This window comes from Frigoribacterium sp. AC394 (assembly GCF_979258095.1).
This window is the reverse complement of the sequence record NZ_OZ409834.1, coordinates 233,840-257,900: the sequence shown is the minus strand read 5'-3', so window position 1 is coordinate 257,900 and position 24,061 is coordinate 233,840. Positions and strand designations below refer to the sequence as shown.

Below are 24,061 nucleotides of genomic sequence, written 5' to 3'. Positions count from 1 at the left end.
GGGTCAGAGTCCCTTCGGACGGGCGATGTGCTCGACGAGTCGCCCCAGCCAGTCGATGAGCAGTGCGAGCAGTGCGATGAGGATCGCACCTGAGACGAGCACGCGGGGGAGGAAGAGGTTGACGCCCGTGGTGATCAGCAGCCCGAGCCCGCCCGCTCCGATGAACGTCGCCAACGCGGCCGAGCCGACGAGCAGCACGAGAGCCGTCCGGATGCCCGACAGCATCACCGGCACGGCCAGTGGCAGCTCCACCTTCATCAGGACGGAGAACGCGCTCATGCCCATGCCCCGACCCGCCTCGACGAGGCGGGCGTCCACGCTCTGCAGACCGATCATCGTGTTGCGCAGCACCGGGAGGACCGCGTAGAGCACGAGGGCCACCACCGCCGCTCGGAACTCGAAGCCGAGCCAGAACGCCAGGAGGACGATGAGGCCGATGGCGGGGGCGGCCTGCCCGAAGTTGGCGACCGCGAGGATGCCGCCGCTGACCTTCACGAACGGCTTCCGAGTGAGGAGGATGCCGAGCGGGATGGCGATGACGAGCACGATGAGCGCCGAGACGAACGTCAGCGCGAGATGCTCGCGCATCAGCGACAGGAGGGTGTCGGTGTTCAGAGTCGTGCGTTCGCCGGCGGTGAGGTCGGCGACCGACAGCCAGACCGCGAACGCGACGAATCCGAGGAGGACCGCGATCGGCTGGGGCAGGAGAGCCAGCCAGGCCCGGCGTGATCGCCCGCGCGCGCCGGCGCCGGCGACGGGTGCGGCGGCGGCCGCGCTCACGGTCGGCCGCCGTCGGCAGGACGCACGTCGCCGCCCGGCGCCGCGTCCGAGTCCGCTGTGGGGAGAGAGCCCGCCGTCGACCCTGGCAGGGCGTCGAGGGGGCCGGTGTTGGTGCCCACGGGCGTGTAGTCGGCTGCGACGGCGGCGGCCTTCCGCGCCCTCGTGATGGCCTCCATCACGACCTCGACCGTGATGACGCCGATGAAGGAGTCCCGGCGCCCGGTGACGAGGGCCGCGCCGGCGCTCGAGACGAGCATGGTGTCGAGGGCGTCGTTCAGAGTGGCACCGCTGCCGATGACGGGCAGGTCGACCTCGACGGTCGACGGCACCGTGGTGAGGCGCGAGAGCTGCCTCGTCGAGGGCCAGGCGATGGGCCGGTTGCGCTCGTCGACGACGACGGCGTGATTGTGACCGGCGGCCTTCGCGCGGGCGAGCACCTCGGCTCCGGACTCGCCGGGGGAGGCGACCACCGCCTCCTCGAGGTCCACGTCGCCGACGCGGCTGAGGGTCAGCTGCTTCAGCCCCGCACCGGAGCCGATGAAGTTCTCGACGAACTCGTTCGCCGGCTCGGCGAGGATGCGCTCGGGGGTGTCGTACTGGACGATGTGCGCGCCCTCCGAGAAGACCACGATCCAGTCGCCGAGCTTCACGGCCTCGTCGAAGTCATGGGTGACGATGACGATCGTCTTCTGCAGCTCGTGCTGGATGTTGATCAGCTCGTCCTGGAGGCGCTGGCGGGTGATCGGGTCGACCGCGCCGAAGGGCTCGTCCATGAGGAGCACGGGCGGGTCGGCGGCCAGGGCGCGCGCCACGCCGACGCGCTGCTGCTGCCCCCGGAGAGCTCGCGGGGGAACCGGTCGCGATACGTCGCCGGATCGAGCGAGACCAGTTCGAGCAGCTCGTCGACGCGTGCCGCGATGCGCTCCTTCGACCAGCCGAGCATCTTGGGCACGATCCCGATGTTCGTCGCCACCGTCATGTGCGGGAAGAGCCCGCCGGCCTGGATCACGTAGCCGATGCGTCGTCGGAGGTCGTCGCCGTCGATGTCGGTGACGTCGTCGTCGCCGAGCACGATGCGTCCCTCGGTGGGCTCGATCAGGCGGTTGATCATCTTCAGCGTCGTGGTCTTGCCGCAGCCGGACGGGCCGACCAGCATGACGATCTTGCCCGCCGGGATCTCGAGGGTGATGCCGTCGACGGCCGGGGACGCCTGACCCGGGTACCGCTTGGTCACCTGCTCGAGTCGGATCGCCTTGCCGGAGACGTCTCCGGTGGACGGGGCGGCGGGGGAGTCAGTTCTGGACACGGATACCTCGCGAGATGGTCAGGCGGCCGAGGCCGACGAGCAGGAGATCGAGCACGGCGGCGAGGACGACGACGCCCACGACCCCGGTGACGACGGAGGCGAGCGCGTTCGCTCCGCCGGTTCGGGACAGACCCGAGAAGATGAAGCCGCCGAGACCCGGCCCGAGGCTGTACGCCGCCACGGCGGCGATGCCCATCACCATCTGCGCGCTGACGCGGACGCCGGTGAGGATGATCGGCCAGGCCAGGGGGAGCTGCACGGTCAGCAGCGTGCGCATCGAGCCCATGCCCGCACCGCGCGCCGACTCGAGCAGCGACGCGTCGACCTCGTTCAGCCCGACCACGGCGTTGCGCAGGATGGGCAGGGTCGCGAAGAAGGTGACGATGGCGACGGCCGGCGGCACACCGAATCCGAGGAAGGGGATCAGGAGGCCGACGAGCGCGAACGACGGGAGGGTGAGCCCCACGGCGGACACGCCGTTGGCCACGGCGCTCAGCCAGGCGCTGCGGTGCACCAGCACCGCGATGACGACGGCCAGCACGACGGCCAGGACGACGCACTGCACCACGAGGGAGAAATGCTGCCACGAGGCGAACCAGATCTGGTCCCACCTCGCGGCCACGTAATCGAACATCATCGTCGCCCGCCCCTCGTCTCGACGGGCCCTCGTGGCCCGTCGCCTCCCGACCGACGAGGACGCGAGGGTGTTCCACCCTAACCAGGATGCGAGAGTCGTGTCATCGCGGCCCGGGCTCGACTACGAGGCCGTCGCCGCGCCTCCCACCGTGAATCGGGCCCCGTGGTGCTCGGCGGGCAGCCGGTCGCCGCGTCCGAAGAGCTTCTGACGGAGGGTGCCCGGCTCGTACCCGGTCGGGTAGACGCCGCGGGCCTGGAGCACCGGGATCACGTGCTCGACGATGTCCTCGAACGTGCCGGGCGTGATGGCGTAGGCGAGGTTGAAGCCGTCGACGTCCGTCTCGTCCACCCACTCCTGGAGCTGGTCGGCGATCTCCTCGCCCGAGCCCACGATGCGCGGGCCGAGGCCGCCGATGCCCGCCGCCTCGGCGATGTCGCGGATGGTCCACTCCTTGCCCGTGTCGCCCGCCTGCGCCTGGAAGTTGGCCAGCGCCGATTGGATCGCATTGCTCTCGACGTCGCCGACCGGGTCGTCGAGCGAGTAGGTCGAGAGGTCTACCCCCATCCAGCCCGACATGAGCGTGAGGGCGCCCTCGTGCGACGCGTACCGCTGGTACTCCTCGTGCTTCGCCGCAGCCGCCTCAGGCGTCGCATCCGTGATGATCGTCAGCAGCGTGTAGATGCGTGCCGAGTACCGATCGCGCCCGGCCTCCTCCAGGGCGTCGCGCAGCTTCGCGACGGTCGCCGCGAGGCGCTCCTTCGTGGGCGCCGCGACGAAGATCGACTCGGCGTTCCCGGCAGCGAAGCGGATGCCGCGGGGGGACGCGCCGGCCTGGTAGATGACCGGCGTCCGCTGCGGGCTGGGCTCGGCGATGTGGATGCCGGGCACCTTGTAGTACGTGCCGTCGTGATCGATGGAGTGCACCTTCGACGGGTCGGTGAAGACGCCGCTCTCGCGGTCGCGGATGACGGCGTCGTCCTCCCACGACCCCTCCCAGAGCTTGTAGAGCACCTCGAGGTACTCGTCGGCCTGGTCGTAGCGCGTGTCGTGGTCGAGCTGATCGTCGGCTCCCATGTTGCGGGCGGCGCTCGGCAGGTAGCCGGTGACGACGTTCCAGCCGACGCGCCCCTCCGTCAGGTGGTCGAGGGTCGACATGCGGCGGGCGAAGGGCACGGGGTGCTCGTAGGCCGTGCCGGCGGTGATGCCGAAGCCGAGGTGCTCGGTCGCGGCCGCCATGGCCGAGACGAGCAGGATGGGGTCGCCGACGGGGGTCTGGGTGCCGTTCCGCAGCGCGGCGTCGTGGTTCCCGCCGTAGACGTCGTAGGTGCCGAGCACATCCGCGATGAAGAGCCCGTCGAAGACGCCCTTCTCGAGGAGGCGCGCGAGGGAGGTCCAGTAGCTCAGCTTCGTGTAGTCCGCCGAACGGTCGTCGGGGTGGCGCCACAGCCCGGGGGACTGGTGCCCCACGCAGTTCATGTCGAAGGCGTTGAACCGGATTCGTCGAGTCATGCGTCCATTGTTCGTGGACTCGCACGACGTTTCACGGGCGGCGACACACGGCGTCACACAGTTCTCGGCACCGGTCGTCCGTGGCCGCAGGCCCCAGGGCGGCTCAGGCCCCCGGGTGGACGATGAGCCAGGTGGCCACGGCGTCGACCGCGCCGAGGTTGCCGAGCCGGTGCGGCAGATCGCATGGGAACGTCACGGAGTCGCCCGCCCCGACGACGACGCGCTCGTCGGGGAAGTCGATCGTGAGCTCGCCCGAGACGACGGTGCCCACCTCGTACCCCTCGTGCGTGACGAGGTCGTTGACCCCGGTCGCCGAGGCCCCGGGCGGGTAGGTCGACTCGAAGAAGTCGACTCCGCGGAGGTGACCTGGCGACAACCGTCGGAAGACGACCCCGTCGCCGAGCACGACCGGCCGGGTCTCGTCGGCCCGGGCGACGACCGGGCCCCGAGGAGGCGCGGCGTCGGTCTCGTCGACCGCCCCCGCCGTCTCGGCCTCGAACACGTCGGCCAGCGGGACGCCCAGCACCTGCACGATGGTGAGCAGCCGGCTCACCGACGGCCGCCGGGCACCGCGTTCGAGCTGCGACACGGCGCTCGGCGAGATCTCGAGCCTGGCGGCGAGCGATCGCAGCGACATGCCACGGGCGAGACGGAGCTCTCGGAGGCGCGACCCGAGCACGGCCGCGTCGAGCTCGACGGGCTCGTCGGAGGGGCCGGGCAGGCGCGGAACGGTCACGGGTCGCCGATCGGTCGGGTGTGAAGCGACTGCTGTCACACGCTCGTTACAAACGGGAAACCAACGACGCCATGTGAAGCCATAGATTCACAGCACGACGAGGATCACCTCCCTCTCACGCTACCTCGTCCCTCAGGAGGCAATCGTGGCATCGAACACCGCACCCCCCGTCGAGACGGCAGCAGAGCACCCGTCTGGGGCGGCCACCGCCGCGAAGGCGGGCTACCACCCCGATCTGACGAACGACGACCTGGCACCGCTCGCCCGACAGACCTGGGGCGGCTACAACATCTTCGCGTTCTGGATGTCCGATGTGCACTCCGTCGGGGGCTACGTGACGGCGGGCAGCCTGTTCGCCCTCGGCATCGCCAGCTGGCAGGTGCTCGTCGCCCTCGTGGCCGGCATCCTCATCGTCAACGTCTTCACGAACCTCGTCGCCAAGCCCAGCCAGCGGACCGGCGTGCCCTACCCGGTCGTCAACCGCGCGGTCTTCGGAGTCCGCGGGGCGAACATCCCGGCGATCATCCGCGGTCTCATCGCGACGGCCTGGTACGGCGTGCAGACCTATCTGGCGTCGCAGGCCCTGACCATCGTGTTCCTCAAGTTCCTCCCCGCGAGCGCCGCTCTGCTCGGTCCGTCGTTCCTGGGTCTCGACGCCCTCGGCTGGATCAGCTACGGCATCCTCTGGGTGGCTCAGGCCGCGCTGTTCTGGCGGGGGATGGAGTCCATCCGCCGATTCATCGACTTCGCGGGCCCCGCGGTCTACGTCGTCATGATCGCCCTGGCCGTCTACCTCGTCTCGCAGGCCGGCTGGGGTGCCATCAGCCTGAACCTCTCCGCCGGGCCGCCTCTCGAGTTCGGAGCCTCGATCCCGCTCATGCTCTCGGCCGTGGCGATCGTGGTCAGCTACTTCTCCGGACCGATGCTGAACTTCGGCGACTTCGCCCGGTACGGTCGCAGCTTCCGAGCGGTCAAGAGGGGCAACCTCCTCGGCCTGCCCGTCAACTTCCTCTTCTTCTCGCTGCTCACGGTGATCTGCGCCTCCGCGACCGTCCCGGTGTTCGGCCGTCTGATCACCGACCCCATCGAGACCGTCGACGCCATCGGGACGCCCTTCGCGATCCTGCTCGGCGGCCTGACGTTCATCACGGCCACCGTCGGCATCAACATCGTCGCGAACTTCATCTCGCCGGCCTTCGACTTCACGAACGTCAGCCCGCGTCGGATCAGCTGGCGGGCCGGCGGCATGATCGCGGCCGTCGGCAGCGTCGCCCTCACCCCCTGGAACTGGTACGGCGACGCGCAGGCGATCCAGTACTCGCTCGGGGTGCTCGGTGCTCTGATCGGCCCGCTCTTCGGCATCCTCATCGCGGGCTACTACCTGGTCGGGAGGCAGCGCATCGCGGTCGACGACCTGTACACGATGGGCCCGGCGGGGCGGTACTGGTACCGCGGGGGAGTCAACCCGAACGCCGTCCGCGCGCTCGTCGGGTCGGGTCTCGCATCCGTCGCGATCGCCGTCGTCCCGGCCCTGGTCGTCGACCTCGGCGGCCCCTCGGCGACCTGGATCAGCGACTACAGCTGGTTCGTCGGCTGCGGGCTCGGTCTCGTCTCCTTCCGGATCCTCGAACGGCGCCGGCCGCAGATGCCGCCGCTCGACGCCCACGACGAGACCGTCGACGACGGCACGATCATCACCACCGCCTGACAGGCCCCGCACCCTGCACGTCCGCGTCGTCGATCCGGACACCGGAGTCGGCATGATCCGGTCGATCGGCGTCGCCGCGCGAGCCGCGGCCTCGCCGGCGCGGGCGTCCGACCGCGGCCGGGCACGTACCCTGAGGGGATGTCGACCCCGGCGCCCGGCGCCCCCACCGCCTCCCCCCGTGTCCGTCTCGGACGCGACGTCGTCGTGCTCGGAGTCATCGCCTTCTTCGTGATGGTCGGCTTCGGCGTCGTCGTGCCCGTGCTGCCCGTCTACGCCCGGAGCTTCGGGGTCGACAACACCCTGGTCGGCGCCGTCCTCTCGGCGTTCGCCCTGATGCGCCTCGTGGCGAGCCCCTTCGTCGGCAAGCTGCTCGACCGGGCCGGCGAGAGGCTGGTGCTCTCGGCGGGGATCGGCATCGTGGCCGTCTCGAGCGGTCTGGCCGGGCTGGCCGAGACGTACCCGCAGCTGCTGCTGCTGCGCGGACTCGGCGGCATCGGATCGGCCATGTTCAGCATCGCGGCCATGACCCTCCTGCTCGCGACGACGGCACCCTCGCACCGGGCGCGCGCCATCGGCTTCTACCAGGGCGGGTTCCTGGTCGGCGGCATGGCCGGGCCGGCCCTCGGCGGCGTGCTGGCGACGATCTCGTTGACGGCCCCGTTCTTCTTCTACGCCGCCACGCTGCTGATCGCCGGTCTCGTGGGCGTCGTCCTGCTGCGCCCTGCGAGAGGGCGCACGTCGACGACCTCGACCGAGCCGCCCGTGCCGTTCGCCGTGGTGCTCCGCGACATCCGGTTCCGCGCGGCCTGCGTCGCGAGCTTCAGCCAGGGGTGGTCGTCGCTCGGTGTGCGGAGCGCGCTGGTGCCCGTCCTCGTCGTCGAGGTGCTCAAGGGCACGACCGCCTGGACGGGCATCGTCTTCGCCGTGGCCGCCGTCGCGCAGACGCTCGCCCTCGCACCGGCGGCGAAGCTGGTCGACACGGTCGGTCGCCGCCCGGCGATGATCGGGGCGTTCGCCGTCGCGGCAGTCACCCTCGCGGCGGTGGCGTTCTCGACCGACATCGTGATGCTCGGCGTGCTGCTCGCGGTCTACGGCGTCGCCACGGCCTTCATGGGCACGGCCCCGGCGGCTCTCGTGGGCGATGCGGCGGGCGGCCGCGGGGGGCGCCCCGTGGCCGTCTTCTCGATGTGCTCGGACCTGGGCGCCATCGCGGGCCCCCTGGTGGCGGGGCTGCTCGTCGACACGACGTCGTACGCGGTCGCTTTCGGGTCGGCCGGGGCCCTGCTGGCCGTGAGCGCGATCATCTCGCTGCGCCTGCCCCGCGGTGCGGCACCGACCCCGCAGACCGAGGAGGCGCGCCCCGGTTCCCCGGGACGCGCCTCCTGATCGATCGCTCGGTCGTTACTTCTTCTTCTTGGCTCCGCCGTCGGCCGGGACCGACGGAGTGACCTTGAGGAAGCCCGCGCGCGGGTCGGCCATGCCGACCAGCGGCGTCTGGTCGCGTCCGCCGAAGAAGTTGGTGATCCAGCCCGTGAGGATGCGCCACTTGCGATTGAGCGTCGGCATCGCGTACAGGTGGTAGCCCCGGTGGGCGAGCCAGGCCGGGACGTTCTTCATCTTGACGTCCTTGATGTTCGCCGCGCCCTTGCCGATGCCGAAGCTCGCGACCGTTCCGACGGACTCGTGACGGTACTCGGCGATCGGCTGGCCCGAGAGCTGCGCGATGATGTTGTCGGCCACGGTCACCGCCTGCCGGACGGCGTTCTGCGCGTTCGGCGGGTAGTAGGCGGGCTGCTGCTCGCTGAGCAGATTCGGGACCTGGGCGCCGTCGCCGAGCGACCAGACGCCGTCGAGGACGTCGCCCTCGTCGGTCTGCACCTGCAGCGTGGCCGACACGTTGACGTGGCCGCGGGGCCCGAGGGGCAGACCGAGGTCGGCGAGCACGGGGTTCGGCTTGACGCCGGCCGTCCAGACGATGGTGCCCGCGGGGATGGTCTCGCCGTCGCTCAGGACGACGTCGCCGTCGATGCACGAGGGCATCGTCGTCTTGAGGCGGATGTCGATGCCGCGCGAGCGCAGGTGCCCGAGCGTCCACTTGGACAGCTCGGGGCCCACCTCGGGCGCGACGCGGTCGAGGGCCTCGACGAGGACGAAGCGGAGCTCGTCACGCGACAGGTTGGGGAACGAGTCCACCGCGGCCTTCGCCGCGTCGTCGAGCTCGGCCATCGCCTCGACGCCGGTGTAGCCGCCGCCGACGAAGACGACGGTGAGGAGCTTGCGTCGCGTGGCCGGGTCGGACACGGAGGCCGCCTCGGCGATGTTGCCGAGGATGCGGTCGCGGACGTACTGGGCCTCCTCGACGCTCTTGAATCCGACGCCGTTCTCGGCGAGCCCCGGGGTGGGGAACGTGCGGGTGACGGCGCCGAGTGCCACGACGAGCTGGTCGTAGGCGATGGTGCTCGTGACGCCGTCGCCGGTCGTCACCGACACGGTCTTCGCCGCGCGGTCGTGGCCCGACACGGCCGCCTCGACGACCTTGGTCTTGCGGAGCGCCTTGCGGAGCGGCACGGTGACGTCGCGAGGCGCGATGTGGCCGCCGGCGACCTCGGGCAGGAACGGCTGGTACGTGAAGTACGGAGCCTGATCGACGAGCGTGATGCTCGCGTTCTGCGGGGGTCGGCGTTTCTGGAGCTCGAGAGCTGTGGTGAGCCCGGCGGAACCGCCGCCGAGAATTACGATGCGCGTTGTCATAGATGTTTCCTCCCGCGTCGACCGTACCGTGCGCGATGCCCGGCGGTCCGACGCGCACGAAGTCCGTCGGGGATGCGACGACCCGGCGACCGCCCCGCGAGGCGCAGCGGTCGCCGGGTCGTCGTGGTGGTCAGCGGTCGGCGGGGATGTCCGAGTCGGTGAACTCGCCGTCGGCCTCGTCGGACTTCGCGCCGTGCGCCTCGTGCCCCTCGTCCCCGTCGGCGGGGATGTCGCTGTCCACGTACGAGCCGCTCCGCTCGGACGTGGTCTCTTCGGTGCGCGTCACGGTCGTGTCGCCCGCACCGCCCGTCTTCTCCGTGTGCTCGACGTTCTCGTTCGACTCGCTGCCCATGGTTGCCTCCGTCGGATGGTTCGCACGACGTGGTCGCCGCGCGTGTCGCTCACAGTAGGCCCGACCACGGCCCCGCGGGTCAGAAGCCCTCGTTCTCGCGGGTGACGTAGGGGGATTCGAGGGCGTCGAGCTCGTCGTCCGTCAGCCACAGGTCGACGGACGCGACCGCGTCGTCGAGGTGCTGCATCTTCGTGGCTCCGACGATGGGGGAGGTGACGGCGTCCTGCTGCCGCACCCAGGCCAGCGCGACCTGCGCGCGCGAGACGCCCCGCGCCTCCGCGACCTCCGCGACGGCGGCGGCCACCCGGCGGTCGCCCTCCTCGCGCTGACGGTAGAGGGTGCGGCCGAACTCGTCGGTCTCGCTGCGGGAGGTGGCGGCGTCCCAGTCGCGCGTGAGCCGACCGCGAGCGAGCGGCGACCAGGGCAGCACGCCCACGCCCTGGTCCACGCAGTAGGGGTGCATCTCGCGCTCCTCCTCCCGCTGGATGAGGCTGTACTGGTCCTGCATCGACACGAAGCGGGTCCACCCGCCGAGGTCGGCGGCGTGCTGCATCGACGCGAACTGCCAGGCCCACATGCTCGATGCGCCCAGGTACCGCACCTTGCCCGCGCGCACCAGGTCGTGGAGCGCCTCCATGGTCTCCTCCACCGGCACCTCGGGGTCGAAGCGGTGGATCTGATAGAGGTCGATGTGATCGGTGCCCAGACGACGCAGGCTGTCGTCGACGGCGCTCATGATGTGACCGCGGCTGAGACCGGCGCCGTTGGGCCCGGGGCGCATGCGACCGTGCACCTTGGTCGCCAGGACCACCTCGTCACGCGTGGCGAAGTCGCGGAGGGCCCGGCCGACGATCTCCTCGCTGGTGCCGTCGGAGTACACGTCGGCGGTGTCGAAGGTCGTCACGCCGAGCTCGAGGGCACGGCGGATGAACGGCCGACTGTCGTCCTCTCCGAGCGTCCAGGCGTGCGAGCCCCGCTCGGGGACTCCGTAGCTCATGCAGCCGAGGGTGACTGCCGAGACCGTCAGGCCGCTGGTGCCGAGTCGTGCGTACTCCATGGGGGTCCTCTCGTCGTGTGCTGGCCCGAACCCTACGCCAGCGGCACCGACTACCGCGGAAAACCAGAAAGACCCGATCACCAGTGGTGATCGGGTCTTTCGTCTGTCTCAACACAGACCGTGTGAAGTCCGCCTGCAAGGCTTGTCTTCGGTGTCCGAGGGGGGACTTGAACCCCCACGCCCTATACGGGCACTAGCACCTCAAGCTAGCGCGTCTGCCATTTCCGCCACCCGGACTGGATGGTGCCGGCCGAAGCCGACCACGAAACATTAGCACGGGTCGAGAGGGCCTCTCGACCACGGGGCGGGTGGGCCGCTCGGTCGCGGCCCGGCCACAGGGCTGAGGAACCCTCCGGGTAGCGTGGTCGCCATGACGACGACACCTGCGCAGCCCCTCGACGGCGACACCGCCGGTTCCGCCTCCGAGCCCGAACTGGACGAGACGGCGACGATCGCCCGCGACCTCATCCGCTTCGACACCTCCAACTACGGCGGGGGCAGGTCGAACGGCGAGGCCGAGGCGGCCGACTACGTCGCCGACCGGCTGCGGGCGCTCGGCGTCGAGCCGCAGCTGTTCGAGTCCGAGCCCGGGCGCGTCAGCGTCGTGGCCAGGATCGAGGGTCGGGACCGGGCCAAGCCGGGCCTCGTCGTGCACGGGCACCTCGACGTGGTGCCCGCCGATCCGGCCAACTGGTCGGTCGACCCGTTCGCCGGCGTGGTGCGCGACGGCATGCTCTGGGGCCGCGGTGCCGTCGACATGAAGAACATGGACGCGATGATGCTCTCGTCCATCGGCGACATCCTCCGGTCGGGCGAACGACCGGCGCGCGATCTGGTCGTCGGATTCCTCGCCGACGAGGAGGCCGGGGGAGTCCTCGGGTCGCACTTCCTCGTGAAGGAGCACCCCGAGCTCTTCGACGGGGCCGCCGAGGCCATCAGCGAGGTGGGCGGCTACTCGACGTTCATCGACGGCCGCCGGTCGTATCTGCTGCAGACGGGCGAGAAGGCCCTCATCTGGGTCAAGCTGATCGCCCGCGGGACGGCCGGCCACGGATCCCAGATGATCGAGGCGAACGCCGTCACCCGGCTCGCCGAGGCGGTCGCCGCGCTGGGTCGTCGACAATGGCCGATCACGCTGACCGACACGACCTCCGCACTGCTGCGGCAGGTGGCGCGGATCCTCGACGTCGACGTCGAGCAGGTCTCGCCCGACGAGCTCGTCCTCCGGACGGGTACGGCCAAGGGATTCATCCGGGGGTCGCTCCGCACGACCACGAACCCCACGATGCTGACGGCGGGCTACAAGCACAACGTCGTCCCGGACACCGCGGAGGCGCTGGTCGACATCCGCTGCATGCCCGGTCAGGAGGCAGCCGTCCTCGAGGAGGTGCGCGACCTCGTCGGCGACGACATCGAGATCGTGACCATGCACACGGACATCGGGCTCGAGACGCCGTTCTCCGGGCCCCTCGTCGAGGCCATCGAGGCCACCCTGCACCGTCACGACCCGGGTGCCCCTGTGCTGCCCTACCTGCTCTCGGGCGGCACGGACAACAAGGCGCTGAGCCTCCTCGGCATCGCCGGCTACGGCTTCGCCCCCCTGCGTCTCGACGAGGGCATGGACTTCCCCGCGATGTTCCACGGGGTCGACGAGCGCGTCCCCCTCGACGCACTATCCTTTGGCAGTCGCGTCCTCCGGGACCTCCTCGCGACGTACTGAGCACCACGCACCAGAAGGATCCCCATGGAGCAACTCCTCCAGGCACTCCTCCTCGGCCTCGTCCAAGGCCTGACGGAGTTCCTGCCCATCTCGTCGAGCGCGCACCTCCGGATCGTCGGCCTCCTGTTCTCCGATCCGAACAGCACGGTCGAGTTCGACCCGGGGGCGACGTTCACGGCCATCACGCAGCTGGGCACGGAGCTGGCGGTCGTCATCTACTTCTGGCGCGACATCAAGCGCATCGTGGTCCGCTGGTTCCAGGGCGTCACGGGCCGGATCCCGCGCACGGACCCCGACGTGCGGATGGGCTGGCTCGTCATCATCGGCACCATCCCCATCGTGGTCGTCGGATACGTCGCGCAGGAGTACATCCGCTCGGTCTTCCGGTCGCTCTGGATCGTCGCCGTCGTCCTCATCGTCTTCGGCATCCTCCTGGGTCTCGCCGACCACCTCGGCAAGAAGGCGGCGCGCTTCGAAGACATGTCGTACGGTCACGGCATCGCCGTCGGCGTCGCGCAGGTCCTGGCGCTGATCCCCGGCGTCTCGCGCTCGGGTGCGACCACGACGACGGCTCTCGCCCTCGGCTACACGCGGCCCGCGGCCGCGCGGTTCTCGTTCCTGCTCGCCGTGCCCGCCGTCTTCGGCAGCGGTCTCTACGAGCTCGTCCAGAGCTTCAGCGACCCCGGCCCCTACTCGTTGGGGCTCACGCTGGCCGCCACCGTCGTCGCGTTCGTCGTCGGGTTCCTCGTCATCGCGTTCTTCATGAACTACATCTCCCGCCGCAGCTTCATGCCCTTCGTCGCCTACCGGCTCGTCCTCGGCGTCGTGCTCATCGTCCTGCTCTCGACGGGCGTGGTGACCGCGTGAGGTCGTGGGCCCGCCCCCGAGTCCCCGCGCTCCCGGGCGCCGGGCGTCTCCCGACGCTGCACGACACCGCCTCCGGGACGCGCCGGGCGCCCGCGATCGTCGACGGCGCCGCGTCGTTGTACGTCTGCGGCATCACCCCCTACGACGCCACCCACCTCGGGCACGCGTCGACCTACCTCGCGTTCGACACGCTCGTCCGCGTCTGGACGGACGCGGGCGTCGACGTCACGTACGCCCAGAACACGACCGACGTCGACGATCCGCTCCTCGAGCGGGCGACCGCGACGGGCGTCGACTGGCGTGAGCTGGCGGCCTCCCAGACCGACCTCTTCCGCTCCGACATGGAGCACCTGGCCGTCGTGCCGCCGACGCACTACGTCGCCGTGACGGACGTCGTGACGGACGTCGCCCGAGCCGTGACGCGCCTCCTCGACTCCGGATTCGCGTACCGTGTGCCCACCGAGGGCTCCGCGGTCGACGACGTCTACTTCGACATCCGGGCCGCCGAGCGCGACACGTCGTGGCACCTCGGGCTCGAGAGCCGACTCGACCCCGAGACCATGGCGCGCTTCTCCGCCGAACGCGGCGGCGACCCCGCCCGCCCCGGCAAGCGCGACCCGCTCGATCCTCTCCTGTGGCGGGGCGCCCGGGAGGGCGAGCCCTCGTGGGACTCCCCGGTCGGCGAGGGGAGACCGGGCTGGCACATCGAGTGCACGGTGATCGCCGAGCAGACCCTGGCCTCGCCGATCACGGTCAACGGCGGTGGCAGCGACCTGGTGTTCCCGCATCACGAGATGAGCGCGGCGCACGGCCAGGCGCTCACCGAGGGTCCCTACGCCGACGTCTTCGCCCACACGGGCATGGTGGCGTACCAGGGCGAGAAGATGAGCAAGTCGCTCGGCAACCTGGTGAAGGTGAGCGAGCTCGTCGCCGGCGGGGCCGACGCCCGGGCCGTGCGTCTCGCCGTGTCCGCGCACCACTACCGGTCCGACTGGGAGTGGTTCGACAGCGACCTCGTCGACGCCGAGGCCCGTCTGCGCGTCTGGGCGACGTGGGCCGATACCGCGCCGACGCGGCCCGACGCCGCTGCCGGCCACGCGACGTCGACGCCCCTCGGTTCGACCCCGGTCGAGTCCGTCCCCACCGGTCTGCTGACGAGGCTCCGCGCCGCCCTCGCCGACGACCTCGACACGCCGGCCGCGATCGAGGCCGTGGACCGCTGGATCGCCTCGGGCGCCGACGCGACGTCCGTCGACCTCGATGCCGTCACCGCCCTGCTCGGCGTCGATCTGCTCGCCGTCGACCTGCCGTCGCGTGCCGACGACGCCACTGCCTGACCCATCCTCACCTGAGTCGCCGCTCTGGCAGACTGGCGTGGTCATGTCGCCCCGCAGCTCCCGTCCCGCCGCGCCCGCCGGTGCCGACAGCCCGTCCCGGGGCTCGGTGCGGCGCGAGCAGGTCGTCGACTCCGCGCTGGCCGTCGGGTTCCTCGTGGTGGCGCTCGTCACCTCGGCGCTGGCGTCGGTGATCCTGAGCTCCGACGGGCACGCCATGCCCTCGACCCTCGAGACCCTGGCGGGCGCGGTGGCGGTGAGCCTGCCGATCGCGTTCCGCCGGAGGTTCCCGGTGTCGGTCATGATCATCGTCTCGACGGCGTTCATCGTGCTCGGGGTGAGAGGGCATCCCGACGACCTCCTGCCCTCCATCGCCGAGTTCCTCGTCGTGTTCTCCGCGAACGTCTGGTCGCCCTCTCGGCGCCGTGCCCTGGTCTGGAGCCTGGTGGTCGTCGCCGCCATGTTCTCCTGGCTCGCCATCGACATCGCCGCGCAGGTCGGCGACGACTCCGACTCCGCCGATGTCGTCCTGGCATCCAGTCTCTACTCGGTCGTCCTCAACGCCCTGTTCTTCATCGCCGCGATCCACTTCGGTCGCGTCTCGCGCGAGTCGAGGTCGCGTCGGCGTGCGCTCGAGAGGTCCGACGCGGCCCTCCGTGCGGCCAACGACCGGATCGCCGAGCAGGCGATCGGCGACGAGCGGGCCCGAATCGCCCGCGAGCTGCACGACGTGGTGGCCCACCACGTCGCCGTCATCGGCATCCAGGCCGGTGCCGCGCGACGCACGCTCGACCGCCCCGAGATCGCCCGTGGCGCACTCGCCGCCGTCGAGGACACCGCACGGACGACCATCGACGAGCTCGACCGCCTCCTGACCGTCATGCGCTCCCGCGACGGGCTGCCCCACGAGCCAGTGGCCGGTCTGGCAGCCCTCCCCGACCTCGTGGCCGACACCCGCGCGCTCGGACTCGACGTCCGACTCGAGATCGACGGCGACACCCGCGACGTCCCCGACGGCGTCGGCTCCACGCTGTACCGGATCGCCCAGGAGGCGCTGACCAACACCCTGAAGCACGGTGCGGCCAGGTGCGCCGTCATCCGGGTCGTCCACGGCGAGGGGTCGGTCGGCCTCGAGGTCGACGACGACGGACTCGGCTCGAGCGGGCACGCTGCACGCGCCGACGGCGCGGGCGAAGGCGCGACCGGTGCCCACGGTCCGGCAGCGGCCCCCTCCGGTTCGGGTCTCGGGCACCGGGGGATGCGCGAACGGGTGGATCTGCACGGCGGTCGCCTGACCGTCGGTCCCCGCGAGGGAGGCGGCTACCGCGTCCGCGTCGACCTCCCCGTCGTGGCCCACCCTCCGAAGGGGGCTACCCTCGTCGAGGGGGAATGAGCATGGAGAAGACGAACGACCGGTCGGTGCGGGTGCTCCTGGCCGACGACCAGGACCTCGTGCGCGCGGGGTTCCGGATCATCCTCGAGACCGCCCGGGGCGTGACGGTCGTGGGGGAGGCGCGCGACGGCGTCGAGGCCGTCGACCTGGCGGCGAGCCTCGAGCCGGACGTCGTCGTGATGGACATCGAGATGCCCGGCATCGACGGCGTCGAGGCGACCCGGCGGATCCTCGGGTCGTCGGGCGAGCACCGTCCGTCGGTGCTGATCCTCACGACCTTCGCCCGGGGCGACTACCTGTTCCGGTCGCTCCAGGCCGGGGCGAGCGGCTTCCTGCTCAAGACCGCCGGCCCGGAGGAGCTCATCGAGGCGATCGGGGTCGTCGATCGCGGTGACGCGCTCGTCTGCCCGGAGCTGACCCGTGCCGTGGTCACCCGGGCGCTCGTCGACACGGCGGAGAACCCCGTCGTGCCGAACGCACGGCTGACGCTCCTCACGGGCCGCGAACGCGAGGTGCTCGACGGCATGGCTCGGGGCGCCTCCAACGCGGAGATCGCTCGCGGGCTGTTCGTCGGCGAGGCGACCGTGAAGACGCACGTCTCGAACGTCCTCGCCAAGCTGGCGCTGCGCGATCGCACCGCCGCGGTCGTGTTCGCCTACGAGAACGGCGTCGTCGTCCCCGGCGAGCTGGGGGACGGAGGCGCGGCGGGGGTCCACTAGACCCGCCGCGCCGAGGGTCGGCGCCCTCGGCCCTGCGCTCAGGGGGCCGGCGGGTACCGCGGGTCGTCGCCCTTGCCGTCGCGTCGGCGGAGGTACTGCTCGAACTCCTGCGCGATGGCCTCGCCGCTCGCCTCGGGGGAGTCGACGGTGTCACGCGCCTGCTCCAGCTGCTCGATGTAGCCCGCCATGTCGTCGTCGTCGGCCGCGAGGGCGTCGATGCCGGCCTCCCACGCGGCGGCCTCCTCGACGAGGTCTCCGCGGGGGACGCTCACGGCGGACAGCTCGTCGAGCTTCTCGACGAGCGCGAGCGTCGCCTTGGGGGAGGGGGCGTTGTGCACGTAGTGCGGGACGGACGCCCAGACCGACAGCGAGGGCACGCCGGCCGTCTCGACGGCGTCGCCGAGGACGGAGAGGATGCCCACCGGGCCCTCGTACGTGCTGCGCTCGAGGCCGAGCTGACCTCGCACGTCGGCGTTGTCGCTGCTGACGAAGACGGAGATCGGCCGGGTGTGCGGGACGTCGGCGAGCATCGCCCCGAGGAACACCACGGAGGTGATCGCGTGGACGTCCACGAGGTCGACGATCTCGGCCGCGAACCCGCGCCAGCTGCGCGACGGCTCGGCGCCGAGAAGGACGAAGACCTCGGTGTCGGACCCGACGTCGGACGACGCGGCGATGACCTCGGAGGAGTCGGGTGCGGCGAGGAGCTCGATCCGCGGCCAGACGAGCGTCCGCCCGCCGTCGTCGTCGAGGCCGATCTGCGGACGGTTGAACTGGTAGTCGATGTACCGCTCGCCGTCCAGCTCGGCCACCGGCTCGAGTCCGAGCGACTCGACGAGGCTCCGGGCGACCCCGCTGGCCGCCTCGCCGGCGTCGTTCCACCCCTCGAAGGCGACGACCAGGAGCCGCCCCTTCGCGAAGTCCGACGTGTTCGACGTGTTCGTCACCTGTGTCCTCACCGAGCCGGGCCCGCTGCACCGGCGTCTTGACCCTCCACAGTAGACCGTGCGTCGCCGGGTCCCCGGCCGTGTCGGCCCGACCGCCGGGCGCCTCCCGTAGACTCGATGCCCGTGACCTCCTCTCTTCCCGCCGCGGTCCTCTGGGACATGGACGGCACTCTCGTCGACACCGAGCCCTACTGGTACGAATGCCAGGTCGAACTGGTCGAGTCGTTCGGCGGAACCTGGACCAGAGCCGACGGCGACGCCATGATCGGCACGGGCCTGTGGGACTCCGCCCTGGTCATCCAGCGGCACGGCGTCGATCTCCCGCTCGACGAGATCATCGACCGCCTGACGACCGGGGTCCTGGCACTCGTCGCAGACGACGTCCCGTGGCGCCCGGGCGCCCGAGAGCTCCTCGCCGAGCTGCGGAGCGAGGGCGTGCCCACGGCGCTCGTCACGATGTCCATCCGACGCATGGCCGACTTCATGATCGAGGCGATCGACTTCCCGGCGTTCGACGCCGTCGTGGCCGGCGACGAGGTCGAGAACAGCAAGCCCCACCCCGAGGCGTACCTGCGCGGCGCGGCTCTGCTCGGCGTCGACATCGCCGACTGCGTCGCCATCGAGGACTCCCCGCCCGGGGCCGCGTCGGCCGTCGCGTCCGGCGCCGTCGTCCTCGGCGTCGAGCACGCCGCACCGCTCGTCGACGACGCCGGGTACACCCGTGCCACGACCCTCCGCGGCGTGACCGTGGCCGACCTGCGCCGACTGCACGCCGCGGCACGCGACACGAGCCGACCACCCGCCTCCGTCCTCTGACCGCGGGGCGCCGATCGGCGCCGACCCGCGCCTCCTCGGCTCCCGGCCGTCGTCCGAGCCGCCCCTCCGACCGAAAGCAGCACCGCATGACCGCCACCCGTCGCCAGTCCGGCCCCTTCCTCGAGGGCGACAAGGTCCAGCTGACCGGCCCGAAGGGCAAGATGAACACGGTCGTGCTGACCCCCGGCGCGGTGTTCCACACCCACCGGGGCATGATCGCCCACGACGCGCTCGTCGGTCTGCCCGACGGCTCGGTCGTGGCGAGCACCACCGGCGACGAGTACCTGGCCCTTCGCCCGCTGCTCAGCGACTTCGTCATGTCGATGCCGCGCGGCGCCGCCATCGTCTACCCGAAGGACGCCGCGCAGATCGTCGCCTTCGCCGACATCTTCCCCGGCGCCACCGTCGTCGAGGCCGGCGTGGGGTCGGGCGCCCTGTCGCTCTGGCTGCTGCGGGCGATCGGCCCCGAGGGCAGACTGGCCTCGTTCGAGCGCCGTCAGGAGTTCGCCGACGTCGCCGAGGGCAACGTCGTCAGCTTCTTCGGCTCCGAGCAGCCGAACTGGAGCGTCACGGTGGGCGATCTCGTCGACGAGCTGCCGAAGACGATGCCCGACGGCACGGTCGACCGCGTCGTGCTCGACATGCTCGCCCCCTGGGAGTGCGTCGACGCGACCGCCGCCGCGCTCACCCCCGGCGGACTCGTCGTCTGCTACGTCGCCACGGCGACCCAGCTCTCGCGCGTCGCCGAGGCCCTCCGCGCATCCGGCGTGTTCACCGAGCCCGACGCCTCCGAGACGCTCGTCCGCGGGTGGCATGTCGAGGGGTTGGCCGTCCGTCCCGACCACCGCATGATCGGGCACACCGGGTTCCTCATCACTGCACGACGGCTCGCGCCGGGTGCCGAGCTGCCGCAGCTCAAGCGCCGTCCCTCGAAGTCCGACTACTCCGACGAGGACGTCGAGCTCTGGACCCCGGAGCCCTCGGCGACCGCACGGCCAGCGACAAGAAGCTGCGCAAGACGGCGCGACAGGCGAAGTCGGCCGCCGACGCCGCCGTGGCCGCGACGGAGTCCGACGCCACCTCGAGGTCGACCGGCGACCAGTCGCCCTCCGCCTGAACGGCGCCGATCTCCCCGCCCTCCCACCCCGACTAGGCTGTTCCCGCATCCGCGGCCCCCGGCCGCTTCCCGGCCCGCCGGCCGCCGCAACGAAATGAGTACCCGTGCGCAAGATCCCCGCACTCGTCGTGACCCTCGGCCTCGTGGCCTCCCTCTCGGCATGCGCGACCAGCGCCGCCCCCGGGTCGGCCGGCTGCCCGCCCACGGGCGACGCCGCCTCGGTCGTGACCGCGACGGGTGCGTTCGGCGAGAAGCCCGAGGCGACCGTGCCGAGTCCGATCGTCACGACGGAGACCCAGGTCTCGACCGTGATCGAGGGCGACGGCGCCCGTCTGGTCGACGGCTCGCCCGTCCTCATCGACTACACGCTGTTCGACGGCAGCACGGGTACGGAGGTCGAGAACAGCGGCTACGACGGATCGATCGGCAACCCCGTGACCGTCGGCGGCTCGGCGCTCGCGCCCCTCGCCGACGCGTTGAAGTGCTCGACGGTCGGTTCGCGTGTCGTCGTCGCCCTGAAGGCCTCCGAGCTCCAGGCGTCGCTGTCCGGCTCGTCCGCCCCCGCGAGCGACGACCCCGACGCCGCGTACATCGCCGTGGTCGACATCCGCCAGTCGTTCCTGGCCAAGGCGAACGGACGTCTCGTCCCCGGGGCCGACGGCCTGCCCGCCGTGGTGACGGCACCCGACGGCGCCCCCGGCATCACCGTGCCCGTCGCCCCGGCGCCGACCACGCAGCAGACGCACCTCGTCCGCGAGGGAGACGGGTCGCGACTGACCGCCGACTCGACGGCGGTCGTGCAGTTCACGGCCGTGACCTGGGCCGAGCCCTCGACCGTCGCCGGGTCGACGTGGACGAACGGCGACACCGCGACGACGGTGGCGCTCGACGACGAGACCCTGCCCGCCGCCCTCCGCGACGCGCTGGTCGGTCAGACGGTCGGCTCGCAGGTGATGACGGTCGTCCCGGCCAGCGACGAGAACCCCAGCACCTACGTCTACGTCTTCGACGTCCTGGGTTCGCTCTGACCGGCACGTCGATCCACGCGCCGCGACGGCCGGGGCGCCCCACCCCGGCCGTGGCCTAGGCTCGACCCGTGTCAGCCGCCCGCGCCCCTCGCGTACCCGTCGAAGAGCGCCTCTTCAGCCTCGTCCTCGCCCTCCTCGCGACCGAGCCCGGCCTGACGAAGTCCGACATCCTCGCCACGGTCCAGGGCTATCGGCAGAAGTACTCGCCGAACGGCGACAACACCGCCCTCGAGCGTCAGTTCGAGCGCGACAAAGACGACATCCGCGAGCTGGGTGTGCCGCTCGAGACCCTCGACGACCCGGCGGCGGCGGGCAACAACCAGATGCTCCGCTACCGCATACCCCGCGGCGCGTACGAGCTGCCCCTCGACATCGCCTTCTCGTCGGAGGAGACCGCGTTGCTGACCCTCGCTGCCATGGTCTGGCGCGAGGGGACGCTGTCGGGCGAGAGCAGACGCGCTCTCCTCAAGCTCCGCTCGCTCGGCGGCACGGCGACCGTCCCCGGGCTCGACTACGCCCCGCGCATCCGCTCGCGTGACGCCGCCTTCGAACCGCTGCGCGACGCGCTCGATCGTGGCGTGCTGGTGCGGTTCCCGTACCTGAAGCCCGGCGAGTCCGAGGCGAGGAGGCGCGAGGTCGCTCCGTTCGCCCTCATCCAGCATCAGGGTCGCTGGATGGTCTCGTGCCTCGAGCCCGACACCGGCCGCCGGAAGACCTTCCTGCTGTCGCGCATCATCGGCCCGGTCGTCATCACCGCGGTCGCCGTGGAGCGCCCCGCCGATGCGACGGCGGAGTCGGCCCTCGCGGCGCTCGACGAGGTCTGGCGGACCAGGACGGCGCTCATCCGCGTGGTCGCCGGCTCCGACGCCGAGACCAGGCTGACCAAACGACGCTCGACGGTGGTCCGTGACGACTGCCTCCTCGAGATCCACTTCTCCGACGAGCAGATCGTCGCCGACGAGCTCTCGTCGTTCGGGCCCGAGGTGATCGTGCTCGAGCCCGCCTCGGTCAGAGACCTGGTGATCGCGCGTCTGCGTCGGCTCGTCGCCGTCCACACCGACGTCCGCTCCGCCGGGGGGAGTCACCATGACTGAGAAGCGATCCGCACTGCACGCCACCGACAAGCTGGCCTTCCTGCTCTCCCTGGTGCCGTATCTCATCGATCGCGGGCGGGTCTCCGTCGCCGAGGCCGCCGAGCACTTCGGCGTGTCCGTCGGGGAGATCCGCCGGGCGGTCGAACTGATCGCCGTATCCGGCGTGCCCGGCGAGACGAATCAGTACCAGCACGACGACCTCTTCGACATCGCGTGGGACGACTTCGAGCAGAACGACGTCATCGTCCTCACGCACATGGTGGCCATCGACGAGTCGCCTCGCTTCTCGGCCCGTGAGGCCGCGGCGCTGATCGCCGGTCTTCAGTACCTGTCGTCGCTTCCCGAGAACGCCGATCGCGCCGCCATCGCCACCCTGATGTCCAAGCTCGCGCGGGGCGCGTCGTCCGCTCCGAGCCAGGTCGCCGTCGACCAGCGCGAGACCAGCGACGTCCTGTCCCTCGTCGAGCTGGCCGTCGCCCAGGGTCGCCAGCTCGAGTTCGACTACTCGGGGGTCCGTGACGTCGTGGAGCGGAGGCGCGTCGACCCTCTGCGGGTCGAGTCCGTCGACGCCGACTGGTACCTGCGCGGCTACGACCATCTGCGACACGCGTTGCGGACGTTCCGGCTCGACCGGATCGCCCGACCGGCCCTGACCGACGAGCCGCTCGCGCACCGCGCGTCGGACGTCGTCCTGCCGGACACCCTCTTCGAGGGGTCGCCCGACGACGAGACCGTGACGATCGACATCGATTCGGCGGCCGCGCCCCTCCTCGCCGACTACGCCCCGGACGACGTCGAGCCGCTCGACGAGGGGCGCTCGCGCCTGAGAGTGCGCGTCGGCCAGTTCGGGACGGTCGCGCGACTCGTGGCGGGCCTGCCCGGCGACCCCGAGGTCGTCTCGCCGGGCGCCGCCCGAGCGGCCGTCGGCGACTGGGCCTCACGGGCGCTGGCCGGCTACGACGCCGACCCGCGTTCCTGACCCCTCGGGCTTCAGCTCGGGACAGTGGAGCCGGGGTTAGACTGAAACCTCCCCTGCCACGCAAGGAGAACACCTCATGCTCGGAAACCTCACCGGATTCCACCTCATCATCGTCCTCGCGATCATCCTCCTGCTTTTCGGCGCTCCCAAGCTGCCGGCGCTCGCGAAGAGCATCGCCCAGTCGATGCGCATCTTCAAGAACGAGGTCCGCGACGACGACAAGGCACCGGCCGACGACGCCCGCCGCGACGACTACAACCGACGCGACGAGTACAACCGCGACGAGTACAGCCGACGCGACGACGCCACTGCTCGTCCGACCACCGACGGTCCGGTCGTCCGCCCGTCGCAGAGCGACCTCCCGCCGAAGTCCTGATCCGTGGCCACGACGACGACTCGTGGCCGCAGCGGCGGAGATCAGCAGCCGAGAAGCCGGGCCAAAGACGGCCGCATGTCTCTCGGGGCGCATCTCATCGAGCTCCGCAAGCGGCTGTTCCTGGCCGCACTCGCCCTCATCGTGGCGAGCATCGCCGGGTGGTTCCTCTCGCAGTTCGTCCTCGACTTCCTGCGTGAGCCCGTGACCCGCATCGCCGAGGCGCGCTCCCGCGAGGCGACCCTGAACTACCCCGGCGTCAGCTCCAGCTTCGACCTGCGGATCCAGATCTCGGTGACGGTCGGGGTCATCCTCTCGAGTCCCGTCTGGCTCTATCAGATCTGGGCCTTCATCGTCCCCGCGCTCGTGCGCCGCGAGAAGCTGTACGCCATCGGCTTCATCGGCACGGCCATCCCGCTGTTCCTCCTCGGCTGCACGAGCGGACTCTTCGTCCTTCCGCACATCGTCGAGGTCCTCACCGGTTTCGCCGCGCAGCAGGACGCCGCCATCATCGACGCGAAGCAGTACTACGACTTCGTCCTCAAACTGGTCCTCGCCGTGGGCATCGCCTTCGTCCTGCCCGTGTTCCTGGTCCTCCTGAACTTCGTGGGCGTCATCTCGGCCGTGTCGATCATCAAGGGCTGGCGGGTCGCGATCCTGCTGATCACCCTGTTCACGGCGATCGCCACCCCCGCGGCGGACGTCTTCTCCATGTTCCTCCTCGCCGTCCCGATGGTGGTCCTCTACTTCGCCGCCGCCGGCGTGGCCTGGCTGCACGATCGCCGGGTCGCCAAACGTGCGGCGGCCCTCGACGCCGAACTCGCGACAAGATGACCTC

General features: G+C 71.1%; 21 protein-coding genes, 1 tRNA gene and 2 pseudogenes. 14 read left to right on the top strand and 10 right to left on the bottom strand.

Translation table 11 applies throughout. The features are described from left to right. Positions 1-3: 3 nt before the first annotated feature. The 5 genes and pseudogenes from ACZZY9_RS01130 to ACZZY9_RS01110 form a co-directional block, all read right to left on the bottom strand. Positions 4-780 (bottom strand): ABC transporter permease, encoded by a 777-nt coding sequence (locus ACZZY9_RS01130; protein ID WP_463462671.1) that lies wholly within the window; start codon positions 778-780, stop codon positions 4-6. Continuing rightward, positions 777-2,086, bottom strand: a pseudogene (locus tag ACZZY9_RS01125) (ATP-binding cassette domain-containing protein). The gene ACZZY9_RS01130 and the pseudogene ACZZY9_RS01125 overlap by 4 nt, the downstream one beginning before the upstream one ends. Next, positions 2,073-2,720: an ABC transporter permease gene (locus ACZZY9_RS01120; RefSeq protein WP_192060595.1), complete on the bottom strand. Its 648-nt coding sequence runs from the start codon at positions 2,718-2,720 to the stop codon at positions 2,073-2,075. Before ACZZY9_RS01120 ends, ACZZY9_RS01125 begins: the two are co-directional and overlap by 14 nt. Before the next feature lie 123 nt (positions 2,721-2,843). Next, complete coding sequence (locus ACZZY9_RS01115) at positions 2,844-4,232, bottom strand: LLM class flavin-dependent oxidoreductase (RefSeq protein ID WP_463462670.1); 1,389 nt, start codon at positions 4,230-4,232, stop codon at positions 2,844-2,846. A 103-nt stretch (positions 4,233-4,335) separates the two neighbouring features. Then, complete coding sequence (locus tag ACZZY9_RS01110) at positions 4,336-4,968, bottom strand: helix-turn-helix domain-containing protein (protein WP_463462669.1); 633 nt, start codon at positions 4,966-4,968, stop codon at positions 4,336-4,338. Between the two features lie 145 nt (positions 4,969-5,113). Between ACZZY9_RS01110 and ACZZY9_RS01105 the strand changes: the two genes are divergently transcribed. Beyond that, positions 5,114-6,676 (top strand): NCS1 family nucleobase:cation symporter-1, encoded by a 1,563-nt coding sequence (locus ACZZY9_RS01105; RefSeq protein WP_463462668.1) that lies wholly within the window; start codon positions 5,114-5,116, stop codon positions 6,674-6,676. 138 nt (positions 6,677-6,814) lie between these two features. Next, on the top strand, positions 6,815-8,062 hold the full coding sequence (locus ACZZY9_RS01100) for an MFS transporter (protein WP_463462667.1): 1,248 nt from the start codon (positions 6,815-6,817) through the stop codon (positions 8,060-8,062). Between the two features lie 15 nt (positions 8,063-8,077). Here ACZZY9_RS01100 and ACZZY9_RS01095 read toward each other — a convergent pair whose 3' ends face one another. The 4 genes from ACZZY9_RS01095 to ACZZY9_RS01080 all read right to left on the bottom strand — a co-directional run bounded on the left by ACZZY9_RS01095 (position 8,078) and on the right by ACZZY9_RS01080 (position 11,073). After that, on the bottom strand, positions 8,078-9,427 hold the full coding sequence (locus ACZZY9_RS01095) for an NAD(P)/FAD-dependent oxidoreductase (protein ID WP_192060393.1): 1,350 nt from the start codon (positions 9,425-9,427) through the stop codon (positions 8,078-8,080). 130 nt (positions 9,428-9,557) lie between these two features. Next, positions 9,558-9,779: a hypothetical protein gene (locus ACZZY9_RS01090; RefSeq protein WP_463462666.1), complete on the bottom strand. Its 222-nt coding sequence runs from the start codon at positions 9,777-9,779 to the stop codon at positions 9,558-9,560. Between the two features lie 79 nt (positions 9,780-9,858). After that, complete coding sequence (locus ACZZY9_RS01085; RefSeq protein ID WP_192060395.1) at positions 9,859-10,836, bottom strand: aldo/keto reductase; 978 nt, start codon at positions 10,834-10,836, stop codon at positions 9,859-9,861. A gap of 152 nt (positions 10,837-10,988) precedes the next feature. Further along, positions 10,989-11,073: transfer RNA gene (locus tag ACZZY9_RS01080), tRNA-Leu, on the bottom strand. Between the two features lie 133 nt (positions 11,074-11,206). On the opposite strand from ACZZY9_RS01080, the gene ACZZY9_RS01075 reads away from it, so the two are divergent. Genes ACZZY9_RS01075 through ACZZY9_RS01055 form a run of 5 tightly spaced genes read left to right on the top strand, consistent with a single transcriptional unit; the run spans position 11,207 to position 16,869 of the window. Next, positions 11,207-12,556 (top strand): M20/M25/M40 family metallo-hydrolase, encoded by a 1,350-nt coding sequence (locus ACZZY9_RS01075; RefSeq protein ID WP_463462665.1) that lies wholly within the window; start codon positions 11,207-11,209, stop codon positions 12,554-12,556. A 24-nt stretch (positions 12,557-12,580) separates the two neighbouring features. Next, complete coding sequence (locus tag ACZZY9_RS01070; protein WP_192060397.1) at positions 12,581-13,423, top strand: undecaprenyl-diphosphate phosphatase; 843 nt, start codon at positions 12,581-12,583, stop codon at positions 13,421-13,423. Continuing rightward, complete coding sequence (mshC, locus tag ACZZY9_RS01065) at positions 13,420-14,760, top strand: cysteine--1-D-myo-inosityl 2-amino-2-deoxy-alpha-D-glucopyranoside ligase (RefSeq protein ID WP_463462664.1); 1,341 nt, start codon at positions 13,420-13,422, stop codon at positions 14,758-14,760. The genes ACZZY9_RS01070 and mshC overlap by 4 nt, the downstream gene beginning before the upstream one ends. 43 nt (positions 14,761-14,803) lie before the next feature. Further along, complete coding sequence (locus tag ACZZY9_RS01060) at positions 14,804-16,150, top strand: sensor histidine kinase (RefSeq protein WP_463462663.1); 1,347 nt, start codon at positions 14,804-14,806, stop codon at positions 16,148-16,150. Then, positions 16,147-16,869 carry a response regulator gene (locus ACZZY9_RS01055; protein ID WP_463462662.1) on the top strand — a complete coding sequence of 241 codons (723 nt, stop codon included), beginning with the start codon at positions 16,147-16,149 and terminating at the stop codon, positions 16,867-16,869. The genes ACZZY9_RS01060 and ACZZY9_RS01055 overlap by 4 nt, the downstream gene beginning before the upstream one ends. A 38-nt stretch (positions 16,870-16,907) precedes the next feature. Here ACZZY9_RS01055 and ACZZY9_RS01050 read toward each other — a convergent pair whose 3' ends face one another. Then, complete coding sequence (locus ACZZY9_RS01050) at positions 16,908-17,816, bottom strand: proteasome assembly chaperone family protein (RefSeq protein ID WP_192060401.1); 909 nt, start codon at positions 17,814-17,816, stop codon at positions 16,908-16,910. Positions 17,817-17,939: 123 nt separating this feature from the next. Between ACZZY9_RS01050 and ACZZY9_RS01045 the strand changes: the two genes are divergently transcribed. The 7 genes and pseudogenes from ACZZY9_RS01045 (at position 17,940) to tatC (ending at position 24,057) form a co-directional block, all read left to right on the top strand. Further along, a complete protein-coding gene (locus ACZZY9_RS01045) occupies positions 17,940-18,632 on the top strand; it encodes an HAD family hydrolase (RefSeq protein ID WP_463462661.1) in 693 nt (230 codons plus the stop codon). A gap of 86 nt (positions 18,633-18,718) precedes the next feature. Then, positions 18,719-19,749, top strand: a pseudogene (locus ACZZY9_RS01040) (tRNA (adenine-N1)-methyltransferase). 104 nt (positions 19,750-19,853) lie between these two features. Next, positions 19,854-20,777: an FKBP-type peptidyl-prolyl cis-trans isomerase gene (locus tag ACZZY9_RS01035; protein WP_463462660.1), complete on the top strand. Its 924-nt coding sequence runs from the start codon at positions 19,854-19,856 to the stop codon at positions 20,775-20,777. A 68-nt stretch (positions 20,778-20,845) separates the two neighbouring features. Next, positions 20,846-21,871: a helix-turn-helix transcriptional regulator gene (locus ACZZY9_RS01030; protein ID WP_463462659.1), complete on the top strand. Its 1,026-nt coding sequence runs from the start codon at positions 20,846-20,848 to the stop codon at positions 21,869-21,871. After that, a complete protein-coding gene (locus ACZZY9_RS01025) occupies positions 21,864-22,850 on the top strand; it encodes a helix-turn-helix transcriptional regulator (protein WP_463462658.1) in 987 nt (328 codons plus the stop codon). Before ACZZY9_RS01030 ends, ACZZY9_RS01025 begins: the two co-directional genes overlap by 8 nt. 76 nt (positions 22,851-22,926) lie before the next feature. Continuing rightward, positions 22,927-23,226: a twin-arginine translocase TatA/TatE family subunit gene (gene tatA, locus ACZZY9_RS01020; RefSeq protein WP_463462657.1), complete on the top strand. Its 300-nt coding sequence runs from the start codon at positions 22,927-22,929 to the stop codon at positions 23,224-23,226. Positions 23,227-23,301: 75 nt separating this feature from the next. Further along, positions 23,302-24,057: a twin-arginine translocase subunit TatC gene (gene tatC / locus ACZZY9_RS01015; RefSeq protein ID WP_463464617.1), complete on the top strand. Its 756-nt coding sequence runs from the start codon at positions 23,302-23,304 to the stop codon at positions 24,055-24,057. Positions 24,058-24,061: the final 4 nt, after the last annotated feature.

Coding starts and splice junctions, on each gene's coding strand:
- tatA (WP_463462657.1), top strand. CDS start 22,927: ATGCTCGGAAACCTCACCGGATTCCACCTCATCATCGTCCTCGCGATC.
- ACZZY9_RS01120 (WP_192060595.1), bottom strand. CDS start 2,720: ATGTTCGATTACGTGGCCGCGAGGTGGGACCAGATCTGGTTCGCCTCG.
- ACZZY9_RS01085 (WP_192060395.1), bottom strand. CDS start 10,836: ATGGAGTACGCACGACTCGGCACCAGCGGCCTGACGGTCTCGGCAGTC.
- ACZZY9_RS01055 (WP_463462662.1), top strand. CDS start 16,147: ATGAGCATGGAGAAGACGAACGACCGGTCGGTGCGGGTGCTCCTGGCC.
- ACZZY9_RS01025 (WP_463462658.1), top strand. CDS start 21,864: ATGACTGAGAAGCGATCCGCACTGCACGCCACCGACAAGCTGGCCTTC.
- ACZZY9_RS01100 (WP_463462667.1), top strand. CDS start 6,815: ATGTCGACCCCGGCGCCCGGCGCCCCCACCGCCTCCCCCCGTGTCCGT.
- ACZZY9_RS01070 (WP_192060397.1), top strand. CDS start 12,581: ATGGAGCAACTCCTCCAGGCACTCCTCCTCGGCCTCGTCCAAGGCCTG.
- ACZZY9_RS01115 (WP_463462670.1), bottom strand. CDS start 4,232: ATGACTCGACGAATCCGGTTCAACGCCTTCGACATGAACTGCGTGGGG.
- ACZZY9_RS01095 (WP_192060393.1), bottom strand. CDS start 9,427: ATGACAACGCGCATCGTAATTCTCGGCGGCGGTTCCGCCGGGCTCACC.
- ACZZY9_RS01075 (WP_463462665.1), top strand. CDS start 11,207: ATGACGACGACACCTGCGCAGCCCCTCGACGGCGACACCGCCGGTTCC.
- tatC (WP_463464617.1), top strand. CDS start 23,302: ATGTCTCTCGGGGCGCATCTCATCGAGCTCCGCAAGCGGCTGTTCCTG.
- ACZZY9_RS01090 (WP_463462666.1), bottom strand. CDS start 9,779: ATGGGCAGCGAGTCGAACGAGAACGTCGAGCACACGGAGAAGACGGGC.
- ACZZY9_RS01060 (WP_463462663.1), top strand. CDS start 14,804: ATGTCGCCCCGCAGCTCCCGTCCCGCCGCGCCCGCCGGTGCCGACAGC.